The sequence below is a fragment of the Achromobacter sp. SIMBA_011 genome, assembly GCF_046535435.1.
Taxonomy (GTDB): domain Bacteria; phylum Pseudomonadota; class Gammaproteobacteria; order Burkholderiales; family Burkholderiaceae_B; genus Achromobacter; species Achromobacter dolens.
In genome coordinates this window covers 25,474-50,831 of the sequence record NZ_JAWRWN010000007.1, presented here as the reverse complement: position 1 = coordinate 50,831, position 25,358 = coordinate 25,474, and the positions used below count along the sequence as shown (strand labels likewise).

28 protein-coding genes are annotated in these 25,358 nt (G+C 67.5%); 10 read left to right on the top strand and 18 right to left on the bottom strand.

Annotated elements, in window-relative coordinates:
* Window positions 1–18: 18 nt before the first annotated feature.
* The gene (locus tag SB816_RS21975) at window positions 19–837 is read left to right on the top strand and encodes a ChbG/HpnK family deacetylase (RefSeq protein ID WP_410547553.1); all 819 of its coding nucleotides are present in this window, start codon (window positions 19–21) and stop codon (window positions 835–837) included.
* Window positions 838–873: 36 nt separating this feature from the next.
* On the opposite strand, the gene SB816_RS21970 is transcribed toward SB816_RS21975, so the two are convergent.
* A complete protein-coding gene (locus SB816_RS21970; RefSeq protein WP_054503506.1) occupies window positions 874–1,737 on the bottom strand; it encodes a LysR family transcriptional regulator in 864 nt (287 codons plus the stop codon).
* A gap of 105 nt (window positions 1,738–1,842) precedes the next feature.
* Between SB816_RS21970 and SB816_RS21965 the strand changes: the two genes are divergently transcribed.
* Window positions 1,843–2,334 carry a multidrug/biocide efflux PACE transporter gene (locus tag SB816_RS21965; RefSeq protein ID WP_175168066.1) on the top strand — a complete coding sequence of 164 codons (492 nt, stop codon included), beginning with the start codon at window positions 1,843–1,845 and terminating at the stop codon, window positions 2,332–2,334.
* On the opposite strand, the gene SB816_RS21960 is transcribed toward SB816_RS21965, so the two are convergent.
* From SB816_RS21960 to SB816_RS21920, 9 genes are all read right to left on the bottom strand, one after another.
* Window positions 2,309–2,959, bottom strand: coding sequence for a GntR family transcriptional regulator (locus SB816_RS21960; protein WP_064526163.1), 651 nt, complete (start codon window positions 2,957–2,959; stop codon window positions 2,309–2,311). The genes SB816_RS21965 and SB816_RS21960 overlap by 26 nt on opposite strands.
* A complete protein-coding gene (locus SB816_RS21955; RefSeq protein WP_054506155.1) occupies window positions 2,959–3,924 on the bottom strand; it encodes a branched-chain amino acid ABC transporter permease in 966 nt (321 codons plus the stop codon). The genes SB816_RS21960 and SB816_RS21955 overlap by 1 nt, the downstream gene beginning before the upstream one ends.
* A gap of 1 nt (window position 3,925) precedes the next feature.
* Window positions 3,926–4,828 (bottom strand): branched-chain amino acid ABC transporter permease, encoded by a 903-nt coding sequence (locus tag SB816_RS21950; RefSeq protein ID WP_006388713.1) that lies wholly within the window; start codon window positions 4,826–4,828, stop codon window positions 3,926–3,928.
* Between the two features lie 112 nt (window positions 4,829–4,940).
* Window positions 4,941–6,146, bottom strand: coding sequence for an ABC transporter substrate-binding protein (locus SB816_RS21945; protein WP_144657037.1), 1,206 nt, complete (start codon window positions 6,144–6,146; stop codon window positions 4,941–4,943).
* 86 nt (window positions 6,147–6,232) lie between these two features.
* The gene (locus tag SB816_RS21940; protein WP_054503508.1) at window positions 6,233–6,952 is read right to left on the bottom strand and encodes an ABC transporter ATP-binding protein; all 720 of its coding nucleotides are present in this window, start codon (window positions 6,950–6,952) and stop codon (window positions 6,233–6,235) included.
* Window positions 6,945–7,700 carry an ABC transporter ATP-binding protein gene (locus tag SB816_RS21935; RefSeq protein WP_054503509.1) on the bottom strand — a complete coding sequence of 252 codons (756 nt, stop codon included), beginning with the start codon at window positions 7,698–7,700 and terminating at the stop codon, window positions 6,945–6,947. Before SB816_RS21935 ends, SB816_RS21940 begins: the two co-directional genes overlap by 8 nt.
* Window positions 7,701–7,776: 76 nt before the next feature.
* Window positions 7,777–8,688, bottom strand: coding sequence for a dihydrodipicolinate synthase family protein (locus tag SB816_RS21930; RefSeq protein ID WP_054503510.1), 912 nt, complete (start codon window positions 8,686–8,688; stop codon window positions 7,777–7,779).
* A gap of 271 nt (window positions 8,689–8,959) precedes the next feature.
* Window positions 8,960–9,847, bottom strand: a complete 888-nt coding sequence (locus SB816_RS21925) for an alpha/beta hydrolase (protein WP_064526156.1) — start codon at window positions 9,845–9,847, stop codon at window positions 8,960–8,962.
* Between the two features lie 71 nt (window positions 9,848–9,918).
* Window positions 9,919–10,806 (bottom strand): LysR family transcriptional regulator, encoded by an 888-nt coding sequence (locus SB816_RS21920; RefSeq protein ID WP_064526155.1) that lies wholly within the window; start codon window positions 10,804–10,806, stop codon window positions 9,919–9,921.
* A gap of 95 nt (window positions 10,807–10,901) precedes the next feature.
* Here SB816_RS21920 and SB816_RS21915 point away from each other — a divergent pair, with 95 nt between their 5' ends.
* Together SB816_RS21915 and SB816_RS21910 are read left to right on the top strand one after the other, a co-directional pair.
* The gene (locus tag SB816_RS21915) at window positions 10,902–11,306 is read left to right on the top strand and encodes a CidA/LrgA family protein (RefSeq protein WP_372415440.1); all 405 of its coding nucleotides are present in this window, start codon (window positions 10,902–10,904) and stop codon (window positions 11,304–11,306) included.
* A complete protein-coding gene (locus SB816_RS21910; RefSeq protein ID WP_144657042.1) occupies window positions 11,296–11,988 on the top strand; it encodes an LrgB family protein in 693 nt (230 codons plus the stop codon). The genes SB816_RS21915 and SB816_RS21910 overlap by 11 nt, the downstream gene beginning before the upstream one ends.
* A 10-nt stretch (window positions 11,989–11,998) precedes the next feature.
* On the opposite strand, the gene SB816_RS21905 is transcribed toward SB816_RS21910, so the two are convergent.
* Entirely contained in the window at window positions 11,999–12,643 is a 645-nt protein-coding gene (locus SB816_RS21905; protein ID WP_054503515.1) for a LysE family translocator, read from the bottom strand.
* Window positions 12,644–12,873: 230 nt separating this feature from the next.
* On the opposite strand from SB816_RS21905, the gene SB816_RS21900 reads away from it, so the two are divergent.
* From SB816_RS21900 to fusA, 4 genes are all read left to right on the top strand, one after another.
* Window positions 12,874–14,271: a PLP-dependent aminotransferase family protein gene (locus SB816_RS21900; RefSeq protein WP_144657102.1), complete on the top strand. Its 1,398-nt coding sequence runs from the start codon at window positions 12,874–12,876 to the stop codon at window positions 14,269–14,271.
* A 46-nt stretch (window positions 14,272–14,317) separates the two neighbouring features.
* Complete coding sequence (locus SB816_RS21895) at window positions 14,318–14,662, top strand: TIGR01244 family sulfur transferase (protein ID WP_025137488.1); 345 nt, start codon at window positions 14,318–14,320, stop codon at window positions 14,660–14,662.
* 87 nt (window positions 14,663–14,749) lie between these two features.
* The gene (locus SB816_RS21890) at window positions 14,750–15,214 is read left to right on the top strand and encodes a universal stress protein (RefSeq protein ID WP_006388728.1); all 465 of its coding nucleotides are present in this window, start codon (window positions 14,750–14,752) and stop codon (window positions 15,212–15,214) included.
* A 280-nt stretch (window positions 15,215–15,494) separates the two neighbouring features.
* Window positions 15,495–17,606: an elongation factor G gene (gene fusA / locus SB816_RS21885; RefSeq protein ID WP_116791542.1), complete on the top strand. Its 2,112-nt coding sequence runs from the start codon at window positions 15,495–15,497 to the stop codon at window positions 17,604–17,606.
* A 73-nt stretch (window positions 17,607–17,679) separates the two neighbouring features.
* Here the strand turns inward: fusA and SB816_RS21880 are convergent, their stop codons facing one another.
* Complete coding sequence (locus SB816_RS21880) at window positions 17,680–18,636, bottom strand: DMT family transporter (RefSeq protein WP_240317256.1); 957 nt, start codon at window positions 18,634–18,636, stop codon at window positions 17,680–17,682.
* Window positions 18,637–18,880: 244 nt separating this feature from the next.
* On the opposite strand from SB816_RS21880, the gene SB816_RS21875 reads away from it, so the two are divergent.
* A complete protein-coding gene (locus SB816_RS21875) occupies window positions 18,881–19,351 on the top strand; it encodes an Lrp/AsnC family transcriptional regulator (RefSeq protein ID WP_006388732.1) in 471 nt (156 codons plus the stop codon).
* An 11-nt stretch (window positions 19,352–19,362) separates the two neighbouring features.
* Here SB816_RS21875 and SB816_RS21870 read toward each other — a convergent pair whose 3' ends face one another.
* Entirely contained in the window at window positions 19,363–20,172 is an 810-nt protein-coding gene (locus SB816_RS21870; protein ID WP_054503519.1) for an alpha/beta fold hydrolase, read from the bottom strand.
* A 141-nt stretch (window positions 20,173–20,313) separates the two neighbouring features.
* Between SB816_RS21870 and SB816_RS21865 the strand changes: the two genes are divergently transcribed.
* Window positions 20,314–20,811: a YbaK/EbsC family protein gene (locus tag SB816_RS21865; protein WP_049071322.1), complete on the top strand. Its 498-nt coding sequence runs from the start codon at window positions 20,314–20,316 to the stop codon at window positions 20,809–20,811.
* Window positions 20,812–20,865: 54 nt separating this feature from the next.
* On the opposite strand, the gene SB816_RS21860 is transcribed toward SB816_RS21865, so the two are convergent.
* The 5 genes from SB816_RS21860 to tolB form a co-directional block, all read right to left on the bottom strand.
* The gene (locus SB816_RS21860; RefSeq protein ID WP_054503520.1) at window positions 20,866–21,669 is read right to left on the bottom strand and encodes an ABC transporter ATP-binding protein; all 804 of its coding nucleotides are present in this window, start codon (window positions 21,667–21,669) and stop codon (window positions 20,866–20,868) included.
* Complete coding sequence (locus tag SB816_RS21855; RefSeq protein ID WP_064526147.1) at window positions 21,666–22,709, bottom strand: FecCD family ABC transporter permease; 1,044 nt, start codon at window positions 22,707–22,709, stop codon at window positions 21,666–21,668. The genes SB816_RS21860 and SB816_RS21855 overlap by 4 nt, the downstream gene beginning before the upstream one ends.
* Window positions 22,709–23,401 carry a tol-pal system protein YbgF gene (ybgF, locus tag SB816_RS21850; RefSeq protein WP_049071329.1) on the bottom strand — a complete coding sequence of 231 codons (693 nt, stop codon included), beginning with the start codon at window positions 23,399–23,401 and terminating at the stop codon, window positions 22,709–22,711. Before ybgF ends, SB816_RS21855 begins: the two co-directional genes overlap by 1 nt.
* A gap of 86 nt (window positions 23,402–23,487) precedes the next feature.
* Entirely contained in the window at window positions 23,488–23,988 is a 501-nt protein-coding gene (pal, locus tag SB816_RS21845; protein WP_006388738.1) for a peptidoglycan-associated lipoprotein Pal, read from the bottom strand.
* Between the two features lie 31 nt (window positions 23,989–24,019).
* A complete protein-coding gene (gene tolB / locus SB816_RS21840) occupies window positions 24,020–25,342 on the bottom strand; it encodes a Tol-Pal system beta propeller repeat protein TolB (RefSeq protein ID WP_064526145.1) in 1,323 nt (440 codons plus the stop codon).
* Between the last annotated feature and the right edge of the window lie 16 nt (window positions 25,343–25,358).

The window sequence follows — 25,358 nt, the reverse complement described above, 5'->3', positions numbered from 1 at the left end:
AAAAAGCGGGGTGAGGACTTGACCAAACGCATAGTGATTTGTGGTGACGATTTTGGCATGAATGCCGATATTGATGAAGGCATGATCGCGCTCGCCGGCATGGGCCGGCTGAGCGCGGTCAGTTGCCTGTCGCTGGGACCGACCTTCCGCGCCAATGCGGCGCGGCTGGCGGCGCAGGACGCCGATCTCGGCTTGCACGTGAACTTCACCGAGCCCTTGGGCAATGGTTTCGATGCCGACCTGCCGCCGCTGTCGAAGTTGATCCTGCATGCCTATCTGCGGCGCCTGGATGCGGCCTGGGTCGACCAGCACCTGGCGCGCCAGTTCGACGCCTTTGAGGCAGCCTTCGGTCGCGCTCCCGACTACGTCGACGGCCATCAGCACGTGCACCAGTTGCCCGTGATCCGCGAACGCCTGCTGGTCATGCTCAAGCAGCGCTACGGCGCCCGCATGCCGTGGTTGCGCCAGACGGCGCCTGGCATGCTTTGCGGCATTCCGCTGAAGGAATCGCTCAAGGCGCGCATCATCGGCGCGCTGGGCGCGGCCGAACTGGGCCGCCGCGCCAACCGTGAAGGCCTGCGCACCAACCGCCGGCTGCTGGGTGTCTACGGTTTCGAGGGGGGCAAGCGGCGCTATGCCGACCTGCTGCAGAACTGGCTGTTCAATGCCCGCGACTGCGATCTGCTGATGTGCCATCCGGCCAAGGACAGCCAGGGCGGCAGCGCCATGGCGCGCCAGCGCCGCGCCGAGTACGATGTGCTGGCCTGCCCCAAGCTGGGCGACTGGCTGGCCGCCAACGGCGTGCGCATTTCGCGCCTGCCGCACACCGCGCGCTAGGCGCGTCGTGCGCCAGGGCGTCCACGCTTGCCGACATTAGGCCCGCGTCAGGCTCTGCAGCAGCCAGGCGCCGGCCGGTCCCAGCGGGCGGCGGGTCGACCACACCGCGTCCACCCGGATCTGGCGCGGCCAGCCCGGCACCGCCAGTTCCACCAGTTGCCCGCGGCCGAAGCGCTGCAGCATCCAGCGCGGCAACTCGGTCCAGCCAAATCCCAGCGTGGCCATTTCCAGCAGCATCAGGTAGCCCGGCGCCGACCATGTCGACTGCGACGGCGCGGGGTCCTTGTCGTCCAGCTCATAGGTGCTCAGGCGCAGCTCGCGTTCGGTCTTCAGGTGGTCCCGGGTCACCCCGGAAAGCGTCGCCAGCGGATGGCCGCGGCCCACGCACAGCACGATCTCCGACGCTTCGCGCAGCGTCGCGTGGGCCATGTCGGGCGGATAGCTTTCCTGCGCCGCCATCAGCCCCAGGTGGGCGCGGCCCTGCTGCACCAGCGCGACCACGTCCTCGTATTCCGCGATCAGGCACTCGAAGCGCAGCGCCGGATAGCGCTGGTCGATCTGGCTGAGCATGTTCTCAAAGGTTTCGGACTGAAACGTATCCGACAGCACCACGGTCAGGCGCGGCTCCAGTCCGGCGGACAGTTGGCTGGCGCTACGGTTCAGGCGGTCGTTGGCCGCCAGCACCTGCAAGGCTTGGCCCAGCAGCACCTGGCCGGCCTCGGTCAGGGACGGCTGGCGCTGGCTGCGGTCGAACAGCGTCACGTTCAGGTCGACCTCGAGGTTGGCGATGGTCTCGCTGACGGTGGATTGGCTCTTGCCCAGCTTGCGGGCCGCCGCTGAAAAGGTGCCCTCGGCGGCCACCTGGGCGAAGGTGGCCAGGGATTCCAGGGAATGGCGCATGGTGGAGTGTTGTATCGGAATTTCCGATGAATTCTATCTTTATCGTACCGGAAATATCGTCGAAAATCCCCCGGTCACTGAAACAAACGACCTCAGAGGTGGGTCATGACGCAAGCCAAGAAAACCATCAAAGAGCGCTTCATCCACGCTTTCCTGTTCGAAATCCTCGCCATCGGCCTGTGCGCGCCGGTGGCCGCCTGGGCCATGGGCAAGTCGCTGTTCGAAATGGGCGTGCTGACCGCCGTGATCGCCTGGATCGCGCTGGTCTGGAACATGATCTACAACGCCGGCTTCGACCGCCTCGAAAATCGCCTGGGCATCACCCGCAACCTGCGCGTGCGCGTGATCCACGCGTTCGGCTTCGAGCTCGGGCTGATCCTGATCGTGATCCCGCTGGCCGCCTGGTGGCTGAACATCAGCCTGTGGCAGGCCTTCGTGCTGGACATCGCGCTGGTGCTGTTCTACCTGCCGTACGCCTTCTTCTACAACCTGGGCTACGACCGCGCCCGCCCGCGCGTCATGGCCTGGCTGGCGCGCGGCGCCAAGGACGCCGCCGCCCCGGTCGCGAGCGCTACGCGTCAATCACCTTGCGCGTAAACATCTCCAGGTAGTCCATCAGCGAATCCGCGCCCTGGATGGCCGCCGCTTCGTCGCCCGTGGCGATGCCGGCGGCCATGGCCATGTGGCGGCGCGCGCCCTCGGCGATGTCGCCTTCGTGCTGGTAGGCGTACCAGAAGCGCCGGCACTGGATGATCAGCGGTTCCACCGCATTCACGGCCGAGACGTTGCGGCAGGCGCTGTGGCAGACGTGGTCGAGCAACTGGTCGGCCTGCATGTAGTCGTCAAGGTTGCCGCCCTCGGCCGCGCGCACCATCTGCGTCGCGCATTCGACAATCTGGGCGCGTTGCGCCGGCGTGGCGCGGCGCGCCGCGCTGGCGGCGATCAACTGCTCCAGCGCCCGGCGGGTCTGGATCAGGTCCATGTGGTCGGCAAGCTGGATCATCGAGACCCGCAGGCCGCGCCGCGGTTCCTGGCGGATCAGGCCGGCCGCCACCATGCGCAGCAACGCTTCGCGCAGCGGGGTGCGGCCCAGGCCGGTCTTTTCGATCAGATCCGCTTCAACGACCGCGCTGCCCGGCTGCAATTGCAGGGTGGCGATCATGCTTTCGATCTGGTCGTAGGCGACGTCTGCCGCGCGCCTTTTGGGTTCTGCTCCTGCCATCAACGGTTGTTTTCCTTCGTTTTGCGCCACTGCGTGTAGGCCAGCCATTCGCCGACGAACCCGCGCCGGAAGAACGACACGCACAACACGAAAATCAACCCGATGACGATGGTGACGACATCGCCCAGGGTGGCCAGGTAGTTCTGCAGGCTGACGACCAGCGTGGCGCCCACCACGGGGCCCCACACGGTGCCGATCCCGCCCAGCAGCGTCATCAGCAGGACTTCGGTGGAGGTGGCCAGCGACACGTCGTTGAGCGCCACCAGTTGCAGCACCAGCGCCTTGAGCGAGCCGGCCAGGCCGGCCACCGAAGCCGACAGCACGAACGCCAGCAGCTTGCACCGATCCGTATCGTACCCCAGCGAAATGGCCCGCGGCGCGTTGTCGCGGATGGTCTTGAGCACCTGTCCGAAGGGCGAATGGATGACCCGGTAGACGAACAGGAACCCCAGCACGAACACGCCCAGCGTGAAGTAATACATGTTGGTGTCGGCGCTCAGGTCCACCAGGCCCAGGAACTTGCCGCGCGGAATGCCCTGCATGCCGTCCTCGCCGCGCGTCCAGCGGACCTGCACCGCCATGAAGTAGGCCACCTGCGACAGCGCCAGCGTGATCATGGCGAAGTAGATGCCGGTGCGGCGGATCGCCAGCCAGCCGATGGCATAGCCGATGGCGGCGGCCATGGCCACGCCGCACAGCATTGCCAGCTCGGGCGGCAGGCCGGCCGCGCCGTACAGGATCATCATTTCGCCGGCGGCATAGCCGGCCCAGCCGAAGAAGGCGGCATGGCCGAACGACACCAGGCCGGTGAAGCCGGTCAGCAGGTTGAAGGCCAGCGCGAACAGCGCGAAGCACAGCACCTTCATCACGAACACCGGATAGACCACTTGCGGGAACCACGGGACCAGCAGCGCCGGCACCAGCAGCAGCGCGAGGATGCGGATGGAAAGAGGGAAGCGCGACACCTTATTTCTCCTTGCCGAACAGGCCCGCGGGGCGCGTCAGCAGCACCACCGCCATCACGATGAACACGACCACGGTGGACGCTTCGGGGTAGAACACCTTGGCCAGGCCCTCCAGCAGGCCCAGCGCCAGGCCGGTGACGATGGCGCCCATGATCGAGCCGAGGCCGCCGATCACCACCACCGCGAACACGATATTGAGCAGGTTGGAGCCCATCAGCGGGTTGATCTGCATGACGGGCGCGGCCAGCACGCCCGCCACGCCGGCCAGCGCCACGCCGAAGCCGTAGGTCAGCGTGATCATCACCGGCACGTTGACGCCGAAGGCCTGCAGCAGCCGGGCGTTCTCGGTGCCGGCGCGCAGCAGCGCGCCCAGGCGGGTGCGCTCGAACAGGTACCAGGTCAGCAGGCAAAGCAGCAGCGACGCCACCACCACGAAGGCGCGGTACGCCGGCAGGAACATGAAGCCCAGGTCGAAGCCGCCCTGCAGGATCTCGGGCGGCTCGTAGCCCACGCCGGAGATGCCGTAGAAGTAGCGGAACCCGCCTTCCATCATCAGCGCGATGCCGAAGGTCAGCAGCAGGCCGTACAGGTGGTCCAGATGGTAGAGCCGCTTGAGCAGCGTCTTCTCGATGACCACCCCGACCGCGCCGACAATCAGCGGCGCCAGCACCAGGGCCGCCCAGAAGTTGATCTGCGCGCCCGGGCCCAGCAGTTGCGGCAGCTGGGTGAAGCCGATCCACGCCAGGAACGCTGCCATCATGAACTGGGCGCCGTGGGTGAAATTGACGATGTTGAGCAGGCCGAAGATGATGGCCAGCCCCATGCTGAGGATGGCGTAGAAGCAGCCGTTGATCAGCCCCACCAGCAGTTGGGCGAGCAGGGCGGGAAGCGAGATGTCGAACATAGTGGGCGGCGATCGGACACGGGACGCGTCGGTTTGCGGGAGGCGCGCGTTGCCGCGCGCCGCGGGCGGATCGAACCGGCGCCAGGCGCAAGCCGCCCGGCGCCAGCGGGCGTCAGGACTTGTTCAGCGCGCAGGCGGCCTGCGGCTTGGGAAAGACCTCGTCGCCCTTGAGCACCGACTTCACGTGGTAGTAGTCCCAAGGCGCCTTGGACTCGGCCGGCGCCTTCACCTGCAACAGCAGCATGTCGTGCACCAGCGCGCCATCCGCGCGCAGCTTGCCGTTGCGGATCACGGCGTCGTTGATGGTCATCTCGCGCAGCTTGGCCATGACCGCCGGCGCCTCGTCGGTGCCGGCCGCCTCGATCGCCTTCAGGTAGGACAGCGTGGCCGAGTAGACGCCCGCCTGCGAGGCCGTCGGCATCTTCTTGGCCTTCTCGAAGAACTTCCTGGCCCAGGCGCGCGAGGCGTCGTCGTAGTCCCAGTAGAACGCCTCGGTCAGGTACATGCCCTGTGCCTTGGCCAGGCCCATGCTGTGCACGTCCGAAATGTAGGTGAGCAGCGGCGCCACGATCTGCTTCTTGGTGATGCCGAATTCGTTGGCCTGCTTGACCGCGTTGACGGTGTCGTTGCCGGCGTTGGCCAGGGCGATCACGTCGGCCTTGGAGGCCTGCGCCTTCAGCAGGAACGACGAGAAATCGTTGCCGGGGAAGGGGTGGCGCGACACGCCGACGACGCTGCCGCCGTTCTCCTGGATGACTTCGGTGGCGTCCTTCTCCAGCGAATGGCCGAAGGTGTAGTCGGCGGTGATGAAGTACCAGCTCTTCTTGCCTTCCTTGACCAGCGCGCGCGCCGTGCCGGCCGCCAGCGCGTAGGTGTTGGTGGTCCATTGCGCGTTCAGCGGCGAGCACTTCTCGCCCAGGATCGCCGTCGACAGGCCCGCGGACGGCATGGTCACGCGGTTCTTCTGGCGCGCGATCTCCATCACGGCCAGCGCGGTCGACGCGGTGGGGAAGTCGGTGATCATGTCGACCTTGCCCTGGTCGAACCATTCGCGCGCCAGGTTGGCGGCGACGTCGGGCTTGTTCTGATGGTCGGCGGCCACCACCTCGACCGGCTTGCCCAGCACCTTGTTGCCCATCTCCTCGGCCGCCATGCGCGCCGCGATCACCGAGCCGTTGCCGGCCAGGTCGGAATAGACGCCGGACAGGTCGGTCAGCACGCCGACCTTGACGATGCCGTCGCTGATGCCGGCCTCGGCGTGGGCGGCGCCCGCCAGGCCGATGGCGCACAGCGCCGCTGCGATTCGATTCAATTTCATCTGACTACGCTCCGTAGGGGAATGGGGGGACTGCGGTCGGAAGCAACACGGGAACTGCAATGACGGGGAACTGCGCGCGACGGCCTTCAGATGCCGAGCAGGGTGTTGAGCCGGTCCTGCGACCGCTCGACCTCGGCCCGCTCGATCACGGCGGCCACCTGGCCATGTTCGATGACGTAATGGCGGTCCGCCAGGTGCCGGGCGAAGCGGAAGTTCTGCTCGACCAGCACGGTGGTGTAGCCGCGCTCCTGCAATTGCCGGATCACCCGGCCCAGCGCCTGCACGATGACGGGCGCCAGGCCTTCGGTGATTTCATCGAGCAGCAGCAGGCGGGCGCCGGTGCGCAGGATGCGCGCCATCGCCAGCATCTGCTGCTCGCCGCCCGACAGCCGCGTTCCGGGGCTGTGGGCGCGTTCCTTCAGGTTGGGGAACATCGTGTAGATCTCTTCCACCGACATGCCGTCCGGCCCCACCGAGGGCAGCAGCATGAGGTTCTCCTCGGCGGTCAGCGAGGCGTAGATGCCGCGCTCTTCGGGGCAATAGCCGATGCCCCGGCGCGCGATCTTGTGCGGCGGCAGGCCGATGGTTTCCTGGCCTTGCACCTTGATGGAGCCGCTACGCCGGCCCACCAGGCCCAGCACCGACTTCAGGGTCGAGCTGCGGCCCGCGCCATTGCGGCCCAGCAGCGTGATGCACTCGCCCGCCTTCACGTCCAGGTCGATGCCGTGCAGGATGTGCGATTCGCCATACCAGGCGTGCAGATCGCGGATCTCCAGCATGGACCGCGCCGGGGTCTTGTCATTCATCTTCCGCTCCCATGTACGCTTCGCGCACCGCGGGGTTCGCGGACACCTCGGCGTACGGACCCTCGGCCAGGATCTCGCCGCGTTGCAGGACGGTGATGGTGTCGCAGATGTCGGCCACCACCTTCATGTTGTGTTCCACCATCAGGATGCTGCGGCCGGCCGAGACCTGCTTGATCAGGTGCTTGACGCGGTCCACGTCCTCGTGGCCCATGCCTTGCGTCGGCTCATCCAGCAACAGCAGTTCCGGCTCCAGCGCCAGCGTGGTGGCGATCTCCAGCGTGCGCTTGCGGCCGTAGGGCAGGTCACCGGCGGCCACGTCCAGTTGCCCGCGCAGGCCGACCTGGTCGAGCAGCTCCTCGACCCGCGCATGCAGCCGCTCCAGCGAGCGCTCCGAACGCCAGAAGCAGTAGTCCACGCCCAGCTTGCGCTGCAAGGCCACGCGCACGTTCTCGCGCACCGACAACTGCGCAAACACCGCCGAGATCTGGAACGAGCGCACGATGCCGCGCCGCGCCGTCTGCGCCGGCCGTTCGCCGGTGATGTCGACGCCGTCGTAGACGATCTGGCCGCGGGTCGGGATGTGGAACTTGGTGAGCAGGTTGAAGACCGTGGTCTTGCCGGCCCCGTTGGGACCGATCAGCGCATGGATCGCGCCGCGCCTGACGCTCAGGTTGACGTCGTTGACCGCCACGAAGCCGCGGAATTCCTTGGTGAGGCCCCGGGTCTGAAGGATGATGTCGCTGTGCATGGTGTCCGAGAGGCTGGCGGGAGGATGGCGCGCCCCGGCCCTGCGGGCGCGCCGGTCCTGCTTCGGGCTGGGTCGTTTACTTCGACTGGTATTGCCGCGGCCGCTTGGCCAGCGCCGCTTCGATGATGCCGGCGCAGCGCTCGCGCTCGGCGCCCACCAGCGGCAGGCGCGGACGACGCACGTGCTCGTTGCCGACGCCGGCCAGGGTCTCGGCCAGCTTGATGTTCTGCACCAGCTTGGTCGACACATCCAGGTGCAGCAGCGGCGTGAACCACTGGTACAGCGCCAGCGCTTCCTGCCACTTGCCGGCCTTCATCAGGTCGTACAGCGCCACGGTCTCGCGCGGGAAGGCGGTCACCAGGCCGGCCAGCAGGCCGTCGGCGCCCAGCGCCAGGGCTTCGAACGACAGGTCGTCGACGCCGATGAACAGTTGATAGCGGTCGCCCAGCTTGTTGCGCAGGTCGGTCACGCGGCGGATGTCGTCGCTGCTTTCCTTGATCGCCACCAGCCAGGGGCAGTCGGCCAGCTCGGCCATGTGCTCGGGCTTGAGGTCGACGCGGTAGGCGACCGGGTTGTTGTAGATCATGCAGGGCTTGGCGGCGGCCTCGGCCATGGTGCGGATGCTCTGCATCGCCTCGCGCGCATCGGCCACGTAGATGAGCGACGGCATCAGCATGAAGCCGTCCACGCCCAGGTCCACCGCCGCCTTGATGAAGCGCAGCGCCTCGCGGGTGCTGGTTTCCGACACGTTGGCCAGCACGGGGATGCGGCCGCCGCTGACTTCCACGGCGCAACGCGTCACCGCCAGCTTTTCCTCCAGCGTCAGGGTGCTGGCTTCACCGAGCGAACCGCAGGTGACGAGGCCATGCACGCCGTTGTCGATCAGGAAGCCGAAGTGCTTGCGCATCGCTTCGAAGTCGAGGGTTTCGTCGGCATGGAACTTACTGGTTACGGCAGGAAAGACGCCCTGCCAACGCACGTTACTCAACTGGATTCTCCTCGGATGGCCGGCGCCGCGAAGGAAGGGCGGCGGGTGGGAGAAAGTCTAATATCCGTTAAATATATTTAGAAGATATTTTGATATGGGAGTTTCCCGAGAGCGGGTTTCCCCGGGGAGGACGGTGTGGGCGCTCGAAGGCGCAGGGGAATGGGCGGGAAGGGGCGCCAGCGAAATGCCGCGCGCGCCCGCGGGATCCGGCGGGCACGCCCGATCCCTCGGGCGCGAAGGATGGCTCGCCCGTGGTGGCGCGGCGCGAGGGTCAGCCGGCCTTGCGTTGATAGGCGCGGCTGGCGTCGCGCATGAAGGTCTTCACGGCGTCGTCGTATTGCTCGCCGCTGCGGAACGCGCCCGAATGCGTCGCGCCCTCGATCTTGACCAGCCGCTTCAGTTCGGGCGCCACTCCCCGGGCGGCGGCGTAAAGCTCGTCGCTCATGGTGTGCGGCACTACGCGATCGGCGGTGCCATGCATGAACAGCATCGGCGTGTGGAGCTGCGCCAGCGTCTGCACCGAGTCGAACGGTTGCGTGACCAGCAGGCTGGCGCCGGGCACGCGGCCCCACTTCATGGTGGACAGCATCGCGCTGATGCTGGTGAAACTGGATTCGACGATCAGCCCGGCGAAGTCCGGTTGCTCCGGGCGCGCCGCCAGGTTGATCGCAATGGCGCCGCCCAGGCTGTGGCCATAGACGAAGCGGCGCGCCGGGTCCGGTTGCAGGCGGGCCAATTCCTTCAAGCCGGCCATGGCATCTTCCAGCGCGCTGGCCTCGGACGGCAGGCGCGGCGTCGACGCGCCGAAACCGCGGTAGTCGATGGCCAGGATCGAATAGCCCTTGCGGGTCCAGCCGTCGATGCGGAAGGCGCTGCCGTTCAGGTTCCAGCGCGCGCCATGCAGATACAGCACGGTGGGCGCGTCGGCCTGCGGGCTTTGCCAGTACCAGGCCCGAACCTTGTCGCCGTTGGCCAGCGCCAGGTCGTAGACCTGCGTGCCCTTGGCCGGCTCGCGCCACCAGGTCTGCGGCTCGGATTGCGGCGAGAAGATGGTCTGGCGCTGCCAGGAGTCGAGCTGCGAGCAGCCGACCACGCTGGCGGCGGCGAGCACGGCGGCGCCGATCAGGCGGCGCAGGGTGAGGCGGGGCAGGGCGGGCATGGAGGATATGACCCGCGCCGACGGGCACGGTTCCGCCGCCAGCATACAACGGCGGTTGTTGACGGCTCGCGTCAAGCGGTATCCGGATGCATCTCGCGCGCCAGCGCCAGCCAGGCCTGGGCGGCGTGCGAAAGATAGCCGCCGCGGCGCCACACCAGGCCCATTTCCCAGTCCGTGCCGGGATCGCGCAACGGCACCCGCGCCACGCCCGCATGCCGCTCCTCGTTGGCCTTCAGGCGCGGCAGGAAGGCGACCCCCAGGCCGGCCATGACCAGCGCCGCGATGAAGTCGGTCTGGCCGCTGCGGGCGGCAATCGCCGGGGTGAAGCCGGCCCGCTGGCAGGCATCGAGGATGACGCGGTTCAGCGCGAAGCCGGTCTCGAACAGGATGAAGGGCGAGTCGCGCAGTTGTTCCAGGTCGATGGCGGCGGCGCGCGCGCCAGCATGGTCGGCGGGCAACAGCGCGATCAACGGCTCGCGCGCCACCGGCTGCCAATCGAGTTCGCCGGATTCCGGGCGCAGCGACGCGGCCAGTTCGATTTCGCCGGCCATCACCATTTCCTCGAGCCGATGGCCGCCATGTTCCAGCAGGCTGATCTCGATCTGCGGATAGCGGCTGCGAAAGCGCGCGAACATCGGCGCGAACAGCGCGTTGCTGCCCAGTGGCGGCAGGCCCAGCCGCAACACGCCGCGTTTCAGGCCGCGCAGCTCGTCCAGCTCGGCGTAGAGATCGTCGCGTTCGGCCAACATCTTGACCGCGCGCCGGTAGACGATCTCGCCTGCCTCGGTCAGCCGCGGCGGCTGCGCCTGGCGGTCGAGCAAGGGCATGCCGATTTCATCCTCCAGTTGCCGCACGGCCTTGCTGACCGTGGGCTGGGTGGCGAACACGACCTTGGCCGCCTGGGAAAAACCGCCCTGGCGGACCACCTCCACCAAGGCGCGCAAGGGGCGCAGATCCATAACTATGCCTGATTGGAATGGGTTGAATTCATCAAATTCATTTTATCTATGCCCTGGCCAGGCGTAAAACGTTTCCATCCCAAGGAATTTCACCCATGTCTCGCCCACGCTATCCCGTTCTCCTGCGCAGCCTGCTGCGCCGCAGCCGCTTGCTGCAGATCGTCCTCATCACCCTGTTTTCCCTGTTCGGCCAGATGCTGGCCAATGCCGCCGGCCTGCCGGTGCCGGGCGGCGTCATCGGCATGGCGCTGGTGCTGGCGTTGCTGGCTTCGGGCCTGCTGCGCGTTCGCAACGTGCACCGGGGCGCGAGCTGGTTGCTGGGCGAGATGCTGCTGTTCTTCGTGCCCGCGGTGATGTCGTTGCTGGACCACCGCGAATTCCTGGGCGTGCTGGGCGCCAAGCTGTTGGCCGTGATCCTGCTGGGCACAGCGCTGGTCATGGCGGGCACAGCGCTGACGATCGACCTCGGCTACCGATGGATGAACCGCCATGCGGGCTGAATTCAACCTGCTGTTCTGGCCGCTGGCCACCGTGTTGGCCTATGCCTGCGCACGCCTGTTCTATCGCCGCTATGCGTACTGGTGGACGTCGACGCTGGTGGTGGCGCCGGCCCTGTTGCTGATGCTGGCGTTGCTCCTGCATACCGGCTATCGCGACTACATGTCGGGCTCGCACTGGCTGATGCTGATGCTGGGGCCGGTGATCGTTGCCTTCGCGCTGCCGCTGTACGAGCAGCGCGCGCTTATCCGCCGCTACTGGCCGGTGCTGGCGGCGGGGGTGGTGGTCGGCAGCGCCATCGCCGGACTCAGCGCCTGGTTGCTGGGCAGCCTGCTGGACCTGCCGCCGGATCTGCGGCTGAGCCTGTTGCCGCGCTCGGTGGCCACGCCGTTCGCGGTGGCGGTGTCGTCGCACGTCGGCGGCGTACCCGACCTGACCGCGGTGTTCGTCATCGTCACCGGCGTCTTCGGCGCGGCCATCGGCCAGCTCATGCGCCGCTGGCTGCCCCTGCGTTCAGCCCTGGCTCGGGGCGCCCTGTTCGGCATGGGCGCCCACGGCGCCGGCACGGCCAAGGCACGCGAACTGGCGGCCGAAGAGGGCGCGGTGGCCGGCCTGGTGATGGTGATGGCAGGGCTGTTCAACGTGCTGGTCACGCCCGCCGTGGTGGTGGCGCTGCGGGCCTGATCCGGCCGCGTCAGTGGAAGGCTTCCAGCGCCACCGGATACAGCGAGGCCACCAGCAGCAGCGCCATGCTGACGTTGAAGGCGCGGATCGCCCACGGCTTGTGCAGCACGCGCCGCAGTGCGGTGCCGAAGGTGACCCAGATGCCGATGCTCGGCAGGTTGACGATGCCGCACACCACCGTGGCGATGACCAGGTTGGCGAAGAAGCCGGCCTGCGGCGTATAGGTGGCGATCACGCCGACGGCCATCACCCAGGCCTTGGGGTTGACCCACTGGAAGGCGGCGGCCTGCAGGAAGGTCATCGGCTTGCCGCTGACGGCGCCATCCTCCATGCCGCCCGAGTTGGCGATCTTCCAGGCCAGGTACAGCAGGTAGGCTGCGCCCACGTATTTGAGCACCGTGTAAAGCTGCGGCACCTGTTGGAACACTGATCCCAGCCCTACGCCCACCAGGAAAATCATCAGCGTGAAGCCGAGGTTCACGCCCAGCAGGTGCGGCATGCTGCGGCGAAAGCCGAAGTTCAGGCCGGACGCGGCCAGCATGACGTTGTTCGGCCCCGGCGTGATCGAACTGACCAGGGCGAACATTGCCAGGGGACCCAGCAAGGACAGGGAAGCGAGCGGCACGTCGGCCAGGCTGGCGGGGAACAACGTCATTTCTTGACTCCAATGAAACAGGGCTGCGGCCGGTCCCCGTGGCAGCCCTGGCCGCAGCCTTGCCATGGCGATGCGGCGGGGCGGTCCGCGGGGCTTGCGGGCTGATGCCATTGCTGTCACTCTACGCATAGTTATCGGTACAGTACCGGTACACTTATACATGTCACTTCAACCGCTGGCCTGGTGAAATCCCCATGACAGTTACTTCGCCTTCCATGCCCTGGCAGCCGGTGCGCCAGGCCGACGCCACGCTGGTGGCGCAATTGGCCGACGGCCTGGCCCGGCGCATCGACGAGCAGGGCTTGCGGCCGGGGACGCGCCTGCCGTCCATCCGCAAGATGGCCGAGCAGTCCGGCGTCAGCCGTTTCACGGTGGTGGAAGCCTACGACCGGCTGGTGGCGCGCGGTCTGGTCCAATCGCGGCGCGGCGCCGGCTTTTTCGTGCGCGCGCGCAGCGGGCCGCTGGCCCCGGTCGCCGTGCCCGCTTCCACGCAGAATTTCACGCCGCCGGCGCGGGTCGATATCGCCTGGCTGCTGCGTAGCATGTTCCGCGAGGGCGGCGGGCCAGGCATGCCGGGCGGCGCCGGCTTGCTGCCGGCCGACTGGCTCGATCCCGAAATGGTGGCGGGCGCGGTGCGTGCGGTGGGCCGCTCGGTGCGCGGCCATCTCGTTTCCTACGGCCATCCGCAGGGGTTTTCGCCGCTGCGCCAGCAGATCGCCGCCTCGCTGCAGAGCGACGGCGTGCCGGCCCATCCCGAACGCAATCTGCTCACCACCAATGGCGTCACCCATGCCCTGGACCTGATCGCCCGCCTGTTGGTGCAGCCCGGCGACACCGTGCTGGTCGAGGATCCGGCCTGGTTCGTCATCTTTGGCCGCCTGGCCGCCTTCGGCGCCCGGCTGATCGGCGTGCCGCGCGGTCCCGACGGTCCCGACACCGCCTTGCTGGAGCAACTGGCGGCGCAGCACAAGCCGAAGCTGTTCATCATCAACAGCGCGGTCCACAACCCCACCGGCCACACTTTGTCGGCGGGCGCCGCCTACGACATCCTGCGCATCGCCGAGCGTCACGATTTCATGGTGGTGGAAGACGACACCTACGGCGAGCTGCATCCGGGCGGCGCCATGAAGCTGGCGGTGCTGGACCGGCTCAATCGCGTGATCCTGGTCAGCGGCTATTCCAAGATGCTGGCGGCCAGCCTGCGCGTGGGCTATCTGGCCGCCAATCCCGACATCCTGCAGAAGCTGGCCGACCTGAAGATGCTGGCCGGGCTGACTTCGCCCGAGCTGGGCGAACGGGTGGTGCACCGGGTGCTGATGGAAGGACAGTACCGGCGCCATATCGAGCGCGTGCGGCTGCGGGTGGACGAGGCCCGCCAGCGCTGCCTGAAGGGCCTGCAGAAGCTCGGCCTGACGATCCGGCACGAGCCGCAGGCAGGCATGTTCGTGTGGGCCGATTGCGGGCGCGACAGCGAGGTGCTGGCTCGCGCCGCCGCCGACCAGGGCATGCTGCTGGCGCCCGGCACGCTGTTCTCGCCATCCCAGGGGCCGTCGACCATGTTGCGGTTCTCGGTGCCGATGGTCGATGACCGGGGCGTGTGGAATATGCTGGAAAAGCTTTTCGCCTGAAACGGCTCCTACAATAATACGCAGTCATCCCCATCAAGGAATCGCCATGTCCGCACCCATCAAACCCCTCACCGAGAATTTCGCCGTCGCCCCGCAACTGGGCCCCGACGACATGGCCGACGTGGCCGCCGCCGGCTACAAGAGCGTCATCATCAACCGTCCCGACTTCGAGGGCGGCCCCGACCAGCCGACCGCCGCCGACGTGTCCAAGGCCGCCGCCGCCGCCGGCCTGAAAATCGAATACCAGCCGGTCGTCGGCAGCGCCATGACCGCCGCCGATGTGGTCCGCTTCGCCGAATTGCTGCGCACCCTGCCGGGCCCGGTGCTGGCGTACTGCCGCACCGGCACCCGCTGCACCAATCTGTTCGCCGCCGCCCAGCAACTGGGTTGACGCGCATCAAGGACCCCGGGTTCGCTTGATGTGAACCTGGCGGGTTTCCGGTAGCATGGAGCTTCCTCTCAAACAGGAGCAGGCAAGATGTTCAAGAAGATCCTGATTCCCACCGACGGCTCGCCGCTGTCGGCCCAAGCCGCCAACGCCGGCATTTCCTTCGCGCGCTCGGTGGGCGCTGACGTCGTCGCCCTCTACGTGACGCAGCCGTTCGCCGCCACCATCGGTTTCGACGGCATGGCCGCGGCCTACGCCATCACCGACGAAGACTACGAAAAGGCCTCGGCCGAGCAGGCCGACAAGTACCTCAAGCAGATCACCGACCGCGCCGACACCGCCGGCGTGAAGTCCGAGGCGCGCGCCGTGTCCAACTTCAATGTGGCCGACGGCATCGTCCAGGCAGCCGCCGACGCCGGTTGCGACCTGATCTTCATCGGCAGCCACGGCCGCAGTGGCCTGTCGCGCCTGCTGCTGGGCAGCGTCACCGCCAAGGTGCTGTCGCTGGCCAGCACCGCCGTGCTGGTGTACCGCGTCAAGGAAGAAAAGAAGTAAATCCGGCCTCGTTGCCCGTGTCAGGCCGCTGTCAGGCCTCCCGGCGCCGATGCCGGGCCCGGCCCCTCCTGGCGAGGGGCTTTTTCTTGTCCGCGCCATTCCCTATGACCCATATGGCTAAAGCTTGTAAACCGGCCCGCGGCGCGTAATATTTACGGATAAGTGCGGGCGCGGTTTCGCAACACCCGAGCACACCTCTCAACGCGGCATGGCGCCCGCCGCGGCAGTATCCGGTCGGACCTGCCGCCTACTCCTGGTGATTACTGCAAGGAACGAGGCCATGACTCGCAAGACGCCTATCGAGCTATACCGGAACATCGGCATCAGCGCCCACATCGACGCGGGCAAGACGACGACCACCGAGCGCATCCTCTTCTATACCGGTATCACCCACAAGATCGGCGAAGTGCACAACGGCGCCGCCGTGATGGACTGGATGGAGCAGGAACAGGAACGCGGCATCACCATCACGTCCGCCGCCACCACCGCCTTCTGGAAGGGCATGGGCGGCAATTATCCCGAACACCGCATCAACATCATCGACACGCCGGGCCACGTCGACTTCACCATCGAGGTCGAGCGCTCCATGCGCGTGCTGGATGGCGCGGTCATGGTCTATGACGCGGTCGGCGGCGTGCAGCCGCAATCCGAGACCGTCTGGCGCCAGGCCAACAAGTACCGCGTGCCGCGGCTGGCCTTCGTCAACAAGATGGACCGCGTCGGCGCGGACTTCCTGCGCGTGCAGCGCCAGATCAGCGAACGTCTCAAGGGCGACGCCGTGCCGGTGCAACTGCCGGTGGGCGCCGAGGACGGCTTCGAGGGCGTCATCGACCTTGTCAAGATGAAGGCCATCATCTGGGACGACGCCAGCCAGGGCGTGCGTTTCGAGTACCGTGACATTCCACCGGCGCTGCAGGCGCAGGCGCAGGAATGGCACGACAAGATGGTCGAGAAGGCCGCCGAGGCCAATGAAACGCTGCTGGAGAAATACCTGGGCGGCGAGGCGCTGACCGAGGCCGAGATCAAGCAGGGCCTGCGCCAGCGCACGGTCGCCAACGAGATCGTGCCGATGCTGTGCGGCAGCGCCTTCAAGAACAAGGGCGTGCAGGCCATGCTGGATGCCGTCATCGACTACCTGCCGTCGCCGGTCGACGTGCCCGCCATCAAGGGCCACGACGAGCGCGACCACGAGATCGAGCGCCATCCCACCGACAAGGAACCGTTCTCGGCGCTGGCCTTCAAGATCATGACCGACCCGTTCGTCGGCCAGTTGGTGTTCTTCCGCGTCTACTCCGGGGTGGTCAAGTCCGGCGACTCGGTCTACAACCCGGTCAAGGAAAAGAAGGAACGCCTGGGCCGCATCCTGCAGATGCACGCCAACGAGCGGCGCGAGATCACCGAGGTCTATGCCGGCGACATCGCCGCCGCGGTAGGCGTCAAGGACGTCACCACGGGCGATACGCTGACCGATCCGGCGCACGTCATCGTGCTGGAGCGCATGGTGTTCCCCGAGCCGGTCATCTCGCAGGCGGTCGAGCCCAAGACCAAGGCCGACCAGGAAAAGATGGGCATCGCCCTGGGCCGGCTGGCGCAGGAAGATCCCTCGTTCCGCGTGCGCACCGACGAGGAGTCCGGCCAGACCATCATTTCCGGCATGGGCGAGCTGCACCTGGAAATCCTGGTCGACCGCATGAAGCGCGAGTTCGGCGTCGAGGCCACGGTGGGCAAGCCGCAGGTGGCCTATCGCGAGACCATCCGCAAGACCTGTGACGAAGTCGAAGGCAAGTTCGTCAAGCAGTCGGGCGGCCGCGGCCAGTACGGCCACGTGGTGCTCAAGCTCGAGCCGCAGGAGCCTGGCAAGGGCTACGAGTTCGTCGATGCCATCAAGGGCGGCGTGGTGCCGCGCGAGTTCATCCCGGCGGTGGACAAGGGCATCCGCGAGGCGCTCAACGCCGGCGTGCTGGCGGGCTATCCGGTGGTCGATGTGAAGGTGACGCTGTTCTTCGGTTCGTACCACGACGTGGACTCGAACGAGAACGCCTTCAAGATGGCCGGTTCGATGGCCTTCAAGGAAGGCATGCGGCGCGCCGACCCGGTGCTGCTGGAGCCGATGATGCAGGTCGAGGTGGAAACGCCCGAGGACTTCACCGGCAACGTCATGGGCGACCTGTCGTCCCGTCGTGGCATGGTCCAGGGCATGGAAGACATCGCCGGGGGCGGCGGCAAGGTGGTGCGGGCCGAGGTGCCGCTGGCCGAGATGTTCGGCTACTCCACCTCGCTGCGCTCGCTGACGCAGGGCCGCGCCACCTACACGATGGAGTTCAAGCACTACGCCGAAGCGCCGCGCCAGGTGGCGCAGGAAGTGATCGCGGCCCAGGGCACGGGCCGCTGAATCCGGAATCGCTCGTAACAAGGGCCACCCGCGCGGTGGCCCTTTTTTCTTTCTCGCGCTTCAGGCTGGCACGTCAGGCCGGCGCGGCGGCGCCGGCCGTCGCCGTCCGCATGCGCGAGGACGCCAGCTTCACGCCCAGCAGGATCATCACGAAGCCATAAGCATGGAACAGTTGCGGCGCCTCGCCCAGCAGTGGCCAGGCCAGCAGCGCGGCATACACCGGCACCAAAAACATCGACAGGCCCGCGGTGGCGGGGCCGGCGCGGCTGATCAGCCGGCCGTAGACGTAATACGCGCCCAGGCTCGGCACGACCGCCAGGAACAGCAGGACCGCCGCCAGCCGTGGATCGCTCCAGGGCGGGATGGCGCCGGTGGCGGCCTCGATGCCGGCGAACGGCGCCAGCGCGATCGCGCCGCCCAGCATCATCGCCGCCAGCCGCGCGCCATCCGGCACCGCCGGCTGCGCCAGGCGCTTCTGCAGCACCGTATAGAGCGCCCAGCCGGTGGCGGCCAGCAGCACCCACAGGTCGCCCTGGCCGAACGCCAGCCGCGCCAGCGCCCAGGCGTCGCCGCGCGTCAGCACCACCAGCACGCCGCCCAGCGCCAGCGCCAGCCCGGCGGCGCGCAGGGGCGAGAGAGGCTTGCGCCAGATGACCGCTTCCAGCAGCGCCACCAGGATCGGGCTGCACGAGAAGATCAGCGCGATATTGGTGGCGCTGGTGCTTTGGGCGCCGATGTACTGCGGCGCCACCGCCACGCCCATGCCCAGCACCGCCAGCGGCAGCAGCGTGGGCAGGCCGCGCCACAGCGCCTGGCGATGCCGCAGCAAGGCCGGCGCGGCCAGCGGCAACAGGATCAGGAAGGCGATCAGCCAGCGGCCGAAAGCCAGGAACACGGGGGGAAGGGCGGCGTCGTGGGCCCAGCGGGCGGCCACCATGTTGGAGGCGAAGAGCGCCGGCGCGGCCAGGAGCATGGCGGTGCCGGACAGGCCCAGGCCGGTTCTTGCGGGGACTGCTGCTGCGTGAGACATGATTTCCCGCCGCGCGGATCGGCGCGCGGCACACTGCGGTGGACTACACCGGCGTCGGCGCCGGGTTGTGCCACGGCGCGGGCGCTGGATCCGACGGGCGGGGTAATGCCCGTCTTGATGGAGAGTCTACGACCGGGTCGGGAAAATAGGTTTTCTGATTCCCGCCAATTTAGCGGTATTGAGGGAATATATATCCTCTAGAATCAGCTTTTGCAGGGATAGTCTCTTCTACGGATTTTCCGCCGTGTCCACGCCACCCAAAATCGACGAAACCGACCGCAAGATCCTGCGCGCGCTGCGCACCGACGGCCGCCTCACCAACCTGAAGCTGGCCGAGCAGGTCGGCCTGTCGCCCACGCCCTGCTGGAACCGGGTCAAGGCGCTGGAGGACGCGGGCGTGATCGAGGGCTATGCGGCCCTGTTGAACCAGAAGGCGCTGGGCCTGCCCGACACGGTCATGATCGAGGTCACGCTCGAGCACCACGACGATGACACGCTGGCGCGCTTCGGCGAGGCGATCACCCGCCTGCCGCAAGTGGTGGAAGCGTTCCTGGTGACGGGCGAATACGACTACCTGATCAAGGTCGCGGTGGCCGGCACCGAGGGTTATGAAGAGTTCCTGCGCAAGCGGCTCTACAAGCTGCCCGGCGTGCGGCACAGCCGCTCGACCTTCGTGCTCAAGCGCCTCAAGCACACGCCGTCGGTCGAGCCCTGACGGCGCGCCGCTCAGCCGCGCAGGAACGATTCGATGGCGCCGTTGAAGGCGCGCGGGTTGCCCAGGTTCATGCCATGCGACGAGCCGGCAATGTCCACCCGCCGCGATTGCGGCAGCCAGCTCTCCAGCGCGTCGAGCACGGCGGGGTAGGGATCGGGGCTCAACGCGCCGCCGATGAGCAGCGTCGGCAGCGTCAGCGAGGCAATCTCCTGCGGACTCAGCGAGGCCGGCGTCTCGCGGGCCTGGCCGAACAGCGTGCCGGCGTTGTCGCGCACCATTTCCTTGAACCAGGGCACCATGCGTTGCCAGGTGTCCGGCCCGGTCACCGTGTCCACGAACAGCGCCAGGCCTTCTTCCACGGCGCCGTCGCGGATCAGTTCGAGCGCCCGCTGGCGAAAACCGCCCCGGGCGTCGTCGCCGCCAGGCAGCGGCAGGCCGGGGTCGGCCAGCGTCAGGCTGCGCAGTGCGTCGGGGCGGGCCAGCGCGGCTTCCAGGGCCACGCGGCCGCCGCGCGAATGGCCCACCAGATGGGCGGGACCGCCCGCCACCTTGTCGATGAACGCCAGCACGTCGGCGCCGTGCTGCGCCACCGAGAAACCGTCGCCTTCGCCATCCCAGCTTTCGGGCCAATAGCGGCGCAGGCACACCGCCAGCACCCGGAATGAACGGCCCAGCGGCGCCATCTGCGATTTCCAGTAGCGACAGTCCGACAGCGAGCCGTGCACCAGCACCAGGGGCGCCCCTTCGCCGTATTCGGTGTAGGACATGGCATAGCCGCCGATATCGGCGCTTTGCAGGGGCAGGACGGGTTCGGAACGCATCGGGTCGGGGTCGGGAAGGCCAGCCGCGCATTCTAGCCGTTTCACTCCCTCGGCAGCGGCACGCCCGCGCCCGCGGCGGGGGCATTCGCCGGGCTGATAAACTCGATTCCCGATCTTTTTGTCTTGAACGGAGTTCGCCAGATGTCCCTCGCCACCCCCGCCGATCTTCCCGAGTCCGCCCAACGCGTCGCCCGCCTGCTGGCCGAGATGGGCCATGACAAGCCGGTGGTGGTGCTACCGCAGACGGGCAAGACCTCGGCCGAGGCGGCGGCGGGGCTGGGGTGCGAGGTGGCACAGATCGCCAAGTCGATCATCTTCCGCCGGGCCGCCGACGACGCGCCGGTGCTGGTCATCGCCAGCGGTATCAACCGCGTCGATGAGTCCAAGGTCGCGGAGCAGGTCGGCGCGCTGGCCAAGGCGGACGCCAAGTTCGTGCGCGAGATGACCGGTTACGCCATCGGCGGCGTCTGCCCGATCGGTCACGCGGTCAAGCCCGTGATGCTGCTCGACCAGGACCTGTTCCAGTACGACAGCCTGTGGGCGGCGGCGGGGCACCCGCACGCGGTCTTCAACCTGACGCCGCGGCAATTGGCCGCCATGACTGGCGCGCCGGTCGCCGACGTGGCGCAGCGCGCCTAGCGCCGCCTGGAAAGCCCCGCGCCATGGCGCGGGCAGACGAACGCCGCCGCGGGGTCAGTGCGGATCGGCCTCCAGATCGTCGATCAGCACCTGCAGCCGTCCCCGCGAGCAGGCCTCGACCCGGCCCCGCACGCCATACACGGCGGCCAGTGCGGCCGGCGTGATGACGTCGGCCGGCGCGCCCGCGGCAACCAGCCTGCCGCCATGGATCATCACCGCCCGGTCGGCGTGCTGCAGCGCCACGTTCAGGTCATGCAGAACGATCACCGTGATCAGCCCGTGGTCGGCGGTTTCCTGTTTCAGCAGCCGCATCACATGGAACTGGTAATTCAGGTCCAGCGCCGACAGCGGTTCGTCCAGCAGCAGCACGCGCGGCCGCCGCACCAGCGCCTGCGCCAGCCCCACCAGTTGCTTCTGGCCGCCGGACAGCGCGTCCAGGTAAGACAGCGCCAGATGGCCGATGCCCAACCGTTCCAGCAGCCGGTCGATCCCGTGCAGGTCCGTCGGCGGACCCTCGGCCTCACTGGCGCGGGCCGCTACCAGCACCGATTCGAACACGCGCAGGTGCACGGCGGCCGGCAGGCTTTGCGGCAGATAGACCAGATGGCGCGCGCGGGTGGCGAAATCCATCCGCGCCAGCTCCAGATCGTTTAGTCGCGCACGTCCGGCGCGCACCTTCACCAGTCCCGCCAGCGCCTTGAGCAGCGTCGATTTGCCGCTGCCATTGGGGCCCAGCAGGGCCGTGACCTCGCCAGCGCCCAGGCGCGGCAAGGACAGGTCGTGCAGCACGTCCGTGCCGCCATAGCCGGCGCTGATGCCATCGATCGCCAGCGCCGGCGCACGCGTGGCGCCCGTCATGGCAGCCTCCGGCGCAGCACCACCGCGACGAAGAATGGAATGCCGATCAGCGAGGTGACGATCCCGACCGGCACGATGACGCCGGGCGCGAGGTTCTTGGACGCCACCGAGGCCAGCGACAGGATGACGCCGCCCACCAGCGCGCTGCCCGGCAGGAAAAAGCGGTGATCCTCGCCCACCAGCCGGCGGGCGATATGGGGCGCGATCAGGCCGATGAAACCGATGGTGCCGACGAACGCCACCGCCAGCGCCGACAGCAGGCTGACGCGCGCCAGCGCCGTCACGCGCACGCGGCGCACGTCCACGCCGAAACTGGCGGCGCGTTCCTCGCCCAGCCGCAGCGCGGTCAGTTTCCAGGACTGGCGCATGGCCAGCGGCAGCGCCAGCGCGAACGCCAATCCCAGGGCGGTGACCGTGGTCCAGCTCGAGCGCGCCAGGCTGCCCATGGTCCAGAACACCAGGCTCTGCAGCGCCTCGGCGCTGGCGGTGAACTGCACCAGCGACACCAGCGCGTTGAAGGTGAACACCATGGCGATGCCGAACAACACCACGCCCGAGGTGTTGATGCCGCCCCGGCGTGCCACGCCGTCCAGCAGCAGGGCCGCCAGCATGGCGAACAGGAAGGCATTGCCGGCGATCAGCCAGCCGTCGGGGATGCCGGGCACGCCCAGGTGCAGCACGATGGCCAGCGACGCGCCGAAGGCGGCCGCCGACGACACGCCCAACGTGAATGGGCTCGCCAGGGGATTGTTCAGGATGGTCTGCATTTCCGCGCCCGCCAGGCCCAGCGCCATGCCGACCAGCGCGGCCATCAGGGCGTAAGGTAGCCGGATGTCCCAGACGATCACGCGCAGCGTCGGATCGGCCGACGCCGGCGCGCTCAGTGTGCGCCACAACTCGCCCCAGCCCAGGCCCGAGGGGCCGAGCGTGAAGTCGAGCAGCAGCCCAATGCAAATCGCCGCCAGCAGCAGGGCGATGAGCCCCGCGCGGCGGCGCAGGATGTGCCGGTAGGCGGCGACCGCTGAAGCGGCTTGCGCCATTACTGCAGCAGTTGCAGGCGGCTCTTGGCCGTGTTGGCGGCCGGCGTGGTCGGGTAGTCGCGGACGATGCGCTGCAGCGTGGTCTTGGCGCCGGCGCGGTTGTTCATCTCGATCTGGCTGCCGGCGATCACCAGCAGGGCGTCGGGGGCGCGGGCGTTGTCGGGGGCCTTCTGCACCATGGCGTTCAATTGCTCGATGGCGCCCTTGAAATCCTTCAGCGCGTAGCGGCTGCTGCCCAGGTAGAACTGGGCGCTGGGCGCGAGCTGGCTGGCGGGGTAGAGCGCGGTGAAGGCGGCCAGCGATTCGGACGCCTCCTTGTACTGGCCCTTGCGGAACAGGTCGATGGCGCCGTCGTAGGCGGCCTGCTCCTGCGGGTCGCCGGCCGTGGCGCCCGGCGGGTTGGCGCCGCCTGGCGCGCCGCCCGGCTTATTGGCGCTGGGCTGCTGGCGCGACACCAGTTCGAGCTGGTCGCGCAATTGGGCGATTTCCTGCTGCAGCGCCTGGATCTGGTCGGCCAATTGCAGTTTGGCCCGTTGGCTCTGCTCGTTCTGTTGCTGCACCTGCTGGCGCAAATCCAGGATGGCCTTGCGGGCCTCATCATCGGAGAAAGCGTGGGCGGGCGCCGTCAGGGCGGCCAGCACCAGGCCAGTGGCCGCCATCAGGGGACGCAGGGACAGAACGTTATCGCGCATGAAAATTCCCGGGGGATAAAAACAAACGTCGGGACGGCCGGTTGACCGTCCCGACGCGTGGTGGGGCACTTAACTATACGAAAAGCTTAACGCTGATAAACGATATCGGCGCGGCGGTTTTCCGCAAAGTCGGCTTCCGACGAGCCAGTCGCCTTCGGCTTTTCTTTACCGAAGCTGATGGTTTCGATCTGGTTGTCGCTGACGCCCAGCAGGGTCATCATGCGACGCACGGCGTCGGCACGGCGCTGGCCCAGGGCCAGGTTGTATTCGGCGCCGCCGCGTTCGTCGGTGTTGCCTTCGATCTTGATTTTCTGCTGCTGGTGCGAAGCCAGGTAGCGGGCGTGGGTTTCCACCAAGCCGCGGTACTGGTCGGACACCGTGTAGCTGTCGAAGTCAAAGTATACCGAGCGCTGTTGCGCCAGGATGCTTTGGGGATTGAAGGGATCAAGGATCTGGCCGGAGGCCGAGGATCCTTGGCCAGCGCCTCCGCCCTGACCCGCTTTATCGTCGAGAGGGACGGAGCTGCAAGCTGCCAGGGTGGCGGCCAGAGCGGCGATGGTTAGGCTTTTGGCAATGCGCGACTTCATGATAGTTCCTTTGCAAAGAGAGTCACACGTGTTATCGGGTAAATGGGCCCCAAGTCGGTTCACGTATTTCCCCATTCAGTACCGAAAGCGTCTGCCGTACGCGGCCATCGCTCGAAACGCCCGCAAGCACGCTACGGCCGTTTTGAATCGCGGCGTAGAGGACTTGCATGCCGTTCGGCGCGAAGCTTGGCGACTGATCGTCACGACCATCGGTCAACAAGTTCTCCGAGCCGGAGGACAGGTTCAACGATGCGATCCGGAACGCGCCGTCGCGTCTGGCAACGTACAGCAGCGTCGATCCATCTGGGGAAATTCGGGGTGAGATGTTGTAACCACCATTAAACGTGAGGCGGCGAGCATCGCCACCGTCCAGGCCGGTTTGATAGATTTGCGGCCCGCCGCTGCGGTCACTGGTAAAGATAATGGAACGGCCGTCCGGCGTAAAGCTCGGCTCGGTGTCAATCCCGGGAGAACGCGTAACTCGCTTCATATTCGAGCCGCCGGCCGCGCTAACGATGTAAATTTGCGACAGACCGTCACGCGTCAGGGCCACGGCAAGCTGGGTGCCGTCGGGCGACCAGCCGGGGGCGCTGTTGTTGCCCTTGAAGTTGGCGACCGGCACGCGGGCGCTGGTGGCCAGGGTGTGCACGTACACCACCGGCTTGCCGGATTCGAAGCTAACGTACGCCAGCTTGGAGCCATCGGGCGACCAGGACGGCGAGATGATCGGCTCGCGCGAACGCAGGGCGACCTGCGGATTCTGGCCATCGGCGTCCGCCACCTGCAGTTCATAGGTGGCGCCTTGCTTGAGCACGTAGGCGATGCGGGTCGAGAACACGCCGCGCACGCCGGTGATCTTTTCATAGATGCGGTCGGCGATCTGGTGGGCGACGCGGCGCAGTTCCTGCTCGGTGCCGGAGAACGCGACGCCATCCAACTGGCCCTTCTTGACCGTGTCGGCCAGGCGGTAGCGGACGTCGTAGCGGCCGTCGTTGCCGCGCACGATGCTGCCATAGGCGATGAAGTCGGCGCCCTTGGCGCGCCAGTCGTCATGGGCGATGGGCGAATCGACGTTCAGGCCCGAACCGGCCGCGTTGATGAGGCGGAACTGGCCGGTGCGGGTCAGGTCGGCGCGGATCACTTCGGCCAGGGCGCGGCCGTGGGCATCATCCACCGCGAAATCGGCGATGGCGACGGGATATTGGGTGGCGCCGGTGCCGGAGATATCGACACGCAACTGCGCCTGGGCGGGCCTGATGGCCATCAGGCAGGCAAGCGCCAGCAGCAACAGGCCGAATCCATACGATCGCCAGAGAACGAGGGGGGAAGCTCGTCGGCTATGGGCGGGAGTCATAATCAGCAATCTCCTG

Excerpts from the sequence above, each read along its gene's own strand:
- tolB (WP_064526145.1), bottom strand. The coding sequence starts at position 25,342 with ATGACTCCCGCCCATAGCCGACGAGCTTCCCCCCTCGTTCTCTGGCGA.
- SB816_RS21890 (WP_006388728.1), top strand. The coding sequence starts at position 14,750 with ATGTTCAAGAAGATCCTGATTCCCACCGACGGCTCGCCGCTGTCGGCC.
- SB816_RS21915 (WP_372415440.1), top strand. The coding sequence starts at position 10,902 with ATGTCTCGCCCACGCTATCCCGTTCTCCTGCGCAGCCTGCTGCGCCGC.
- SB816_RS21940 (WP_054503508.1), bottom strand. The coding sequence starts at position 6,952 with ATGAATGACAAGACCCCGGCGCGGTCCATGCTGGAGATCCGCGATCTG.
- SB816_RS21860 (WP_054503520.1), bottom strand. The coding sequence starts at position 21,669 with ATGACGGGCGCCACGCGTGCGCCGGCGCTGGCGATCGATGGCATCAGC.
- SB816_RS21925 (WP_064526156.1), bottom strand. The coding sequence starts at position 9,847 with ATGCCCGCCCTGCCCCGCCTCACCCTGCGCCGCCTGATCGGCGCCGCC.
- SB816_RS21935 (WP_054503509.1), bottom strand. The coding sequence starts at position 7,700 with ATGCACAGCGACATCATCCTTCAGACCCGGGGCCTCACCAAGGAATTC.
- SB816_RS21895 (WP_025137488.1), top strand. The coding sequence starts at position 14,318 with ATGTCCGCACCCATCAAACCCCTCACCGAGAATTTCGCCGTCGCCCCG.
- SB816_RS21880 (WP_240317256.1), bottom strand. The coding sequence starts at position 18,636 with ATGTCTCACGCAGCAGCAGTCCCCGCAAGAACCGGCCTGGGCCTGTCC.
- SB816_RS21950 (WP_006388713.1), bottom strand. The coding sequence starts at position 4,828 with ATGTTCGACATCTCGCTTCCCGCCCTGCTCGCCCAACTGCTGGTGGGG.
- SB816_RS21855 (WP_064526147.1), bottom strand. The coding sequence starts at position 22,709 with ATGGCGCAAGCCGCTTCAGCGGTCGCCGCCTACCGGCACATCCTGCGC.
- SB816_RS21965 (WP_175168066.1), top strand. The coding sequence starts at position 1,843 with ATGACGCAAGCCAAGAAAACCATCAAAGAGCGCTTCATCCACGCTTTC.
- SB816_RS21910 (WP_144657042.1), top strand. The coding sequence starts at position 11,296 with ATGCGGGCTGAATTCAACCTGCTGTTCTGGCCGCTGGCCACCGTGTTG.
- SB816_RS21960 (WP_064526163.1), bottom strand. The coding sequence starts at position 2,959 with ATGGCAGGAGCAGAACCCAAAAGGCGCGCGGCAGACGTCGCCTACGAC.
- SB816_RS21920 (WP_064526155.1), bottom strand. The coding sequence starts at position 10,806 with ATGGATCTGCGCCCCTTGCGCGCCTTGGTGGAGGTGGTCCGCCAGGGC.
- pal (WP_006388738.1), bottom strand. The coding sequence starts at position 23,988 with ATGAAGTCGCGCATTGCCAAAAGCCTAACCATCGCCGCTCTGGCCGCC.
- SB816_RS21945 (WP_144657037.1), bottom strand. The coding sequence starts at position 6,146 with ATGAAATTGAATCGAATCGCAGCGGCGCTGTGCGCCATCGGCCTGGCG.
- SB816_RS21865 (WP_049071322.1), top strand. The coding sequence starts at position 20,314 with ATGTCCCTCGCCACCCCCGCCGATCTTCCCGAGTCCGCCCAACGCGTC.
- SB816_RS21905 (WP_054503515.1), bottom strand. The coding sequence starts at position 12,643 with ATGACGTTGTTCCCCGCCAGCCTGGCCGACGTGCCGCTCGCTTCCCTG.
- fusA (WP_116791542.1), top strand. The coding sequence starts at position 15,495 with ATGACTCGCAAGACGCCTATCGAGCTATACCGGAACATCGGCATCAGC.
- SB816_RS21970 (WP_054503506.1), bottom strand. The coding sequence starts at position 1,737 with ATGCGCCATTCCCTGGAATCCCTGGCCACCTTCGCCCAGGTGGCCGCC.
- ybgF (WP_049071329.1), bottom strand. The coding sequence starts at position 23,401 with ATGCGCGATAACGTTCTGTCCCTGCGTCCCCTGATGGCGGCCACTGGC.
- SB816_RS21870 (WP_054503519.1), bottom strand. The coding sequence starts at position 20,172 with ATGCGTTCCGAACCCGTCCTGCCCCTGCAAAGCGCCGATATCGGCGGC.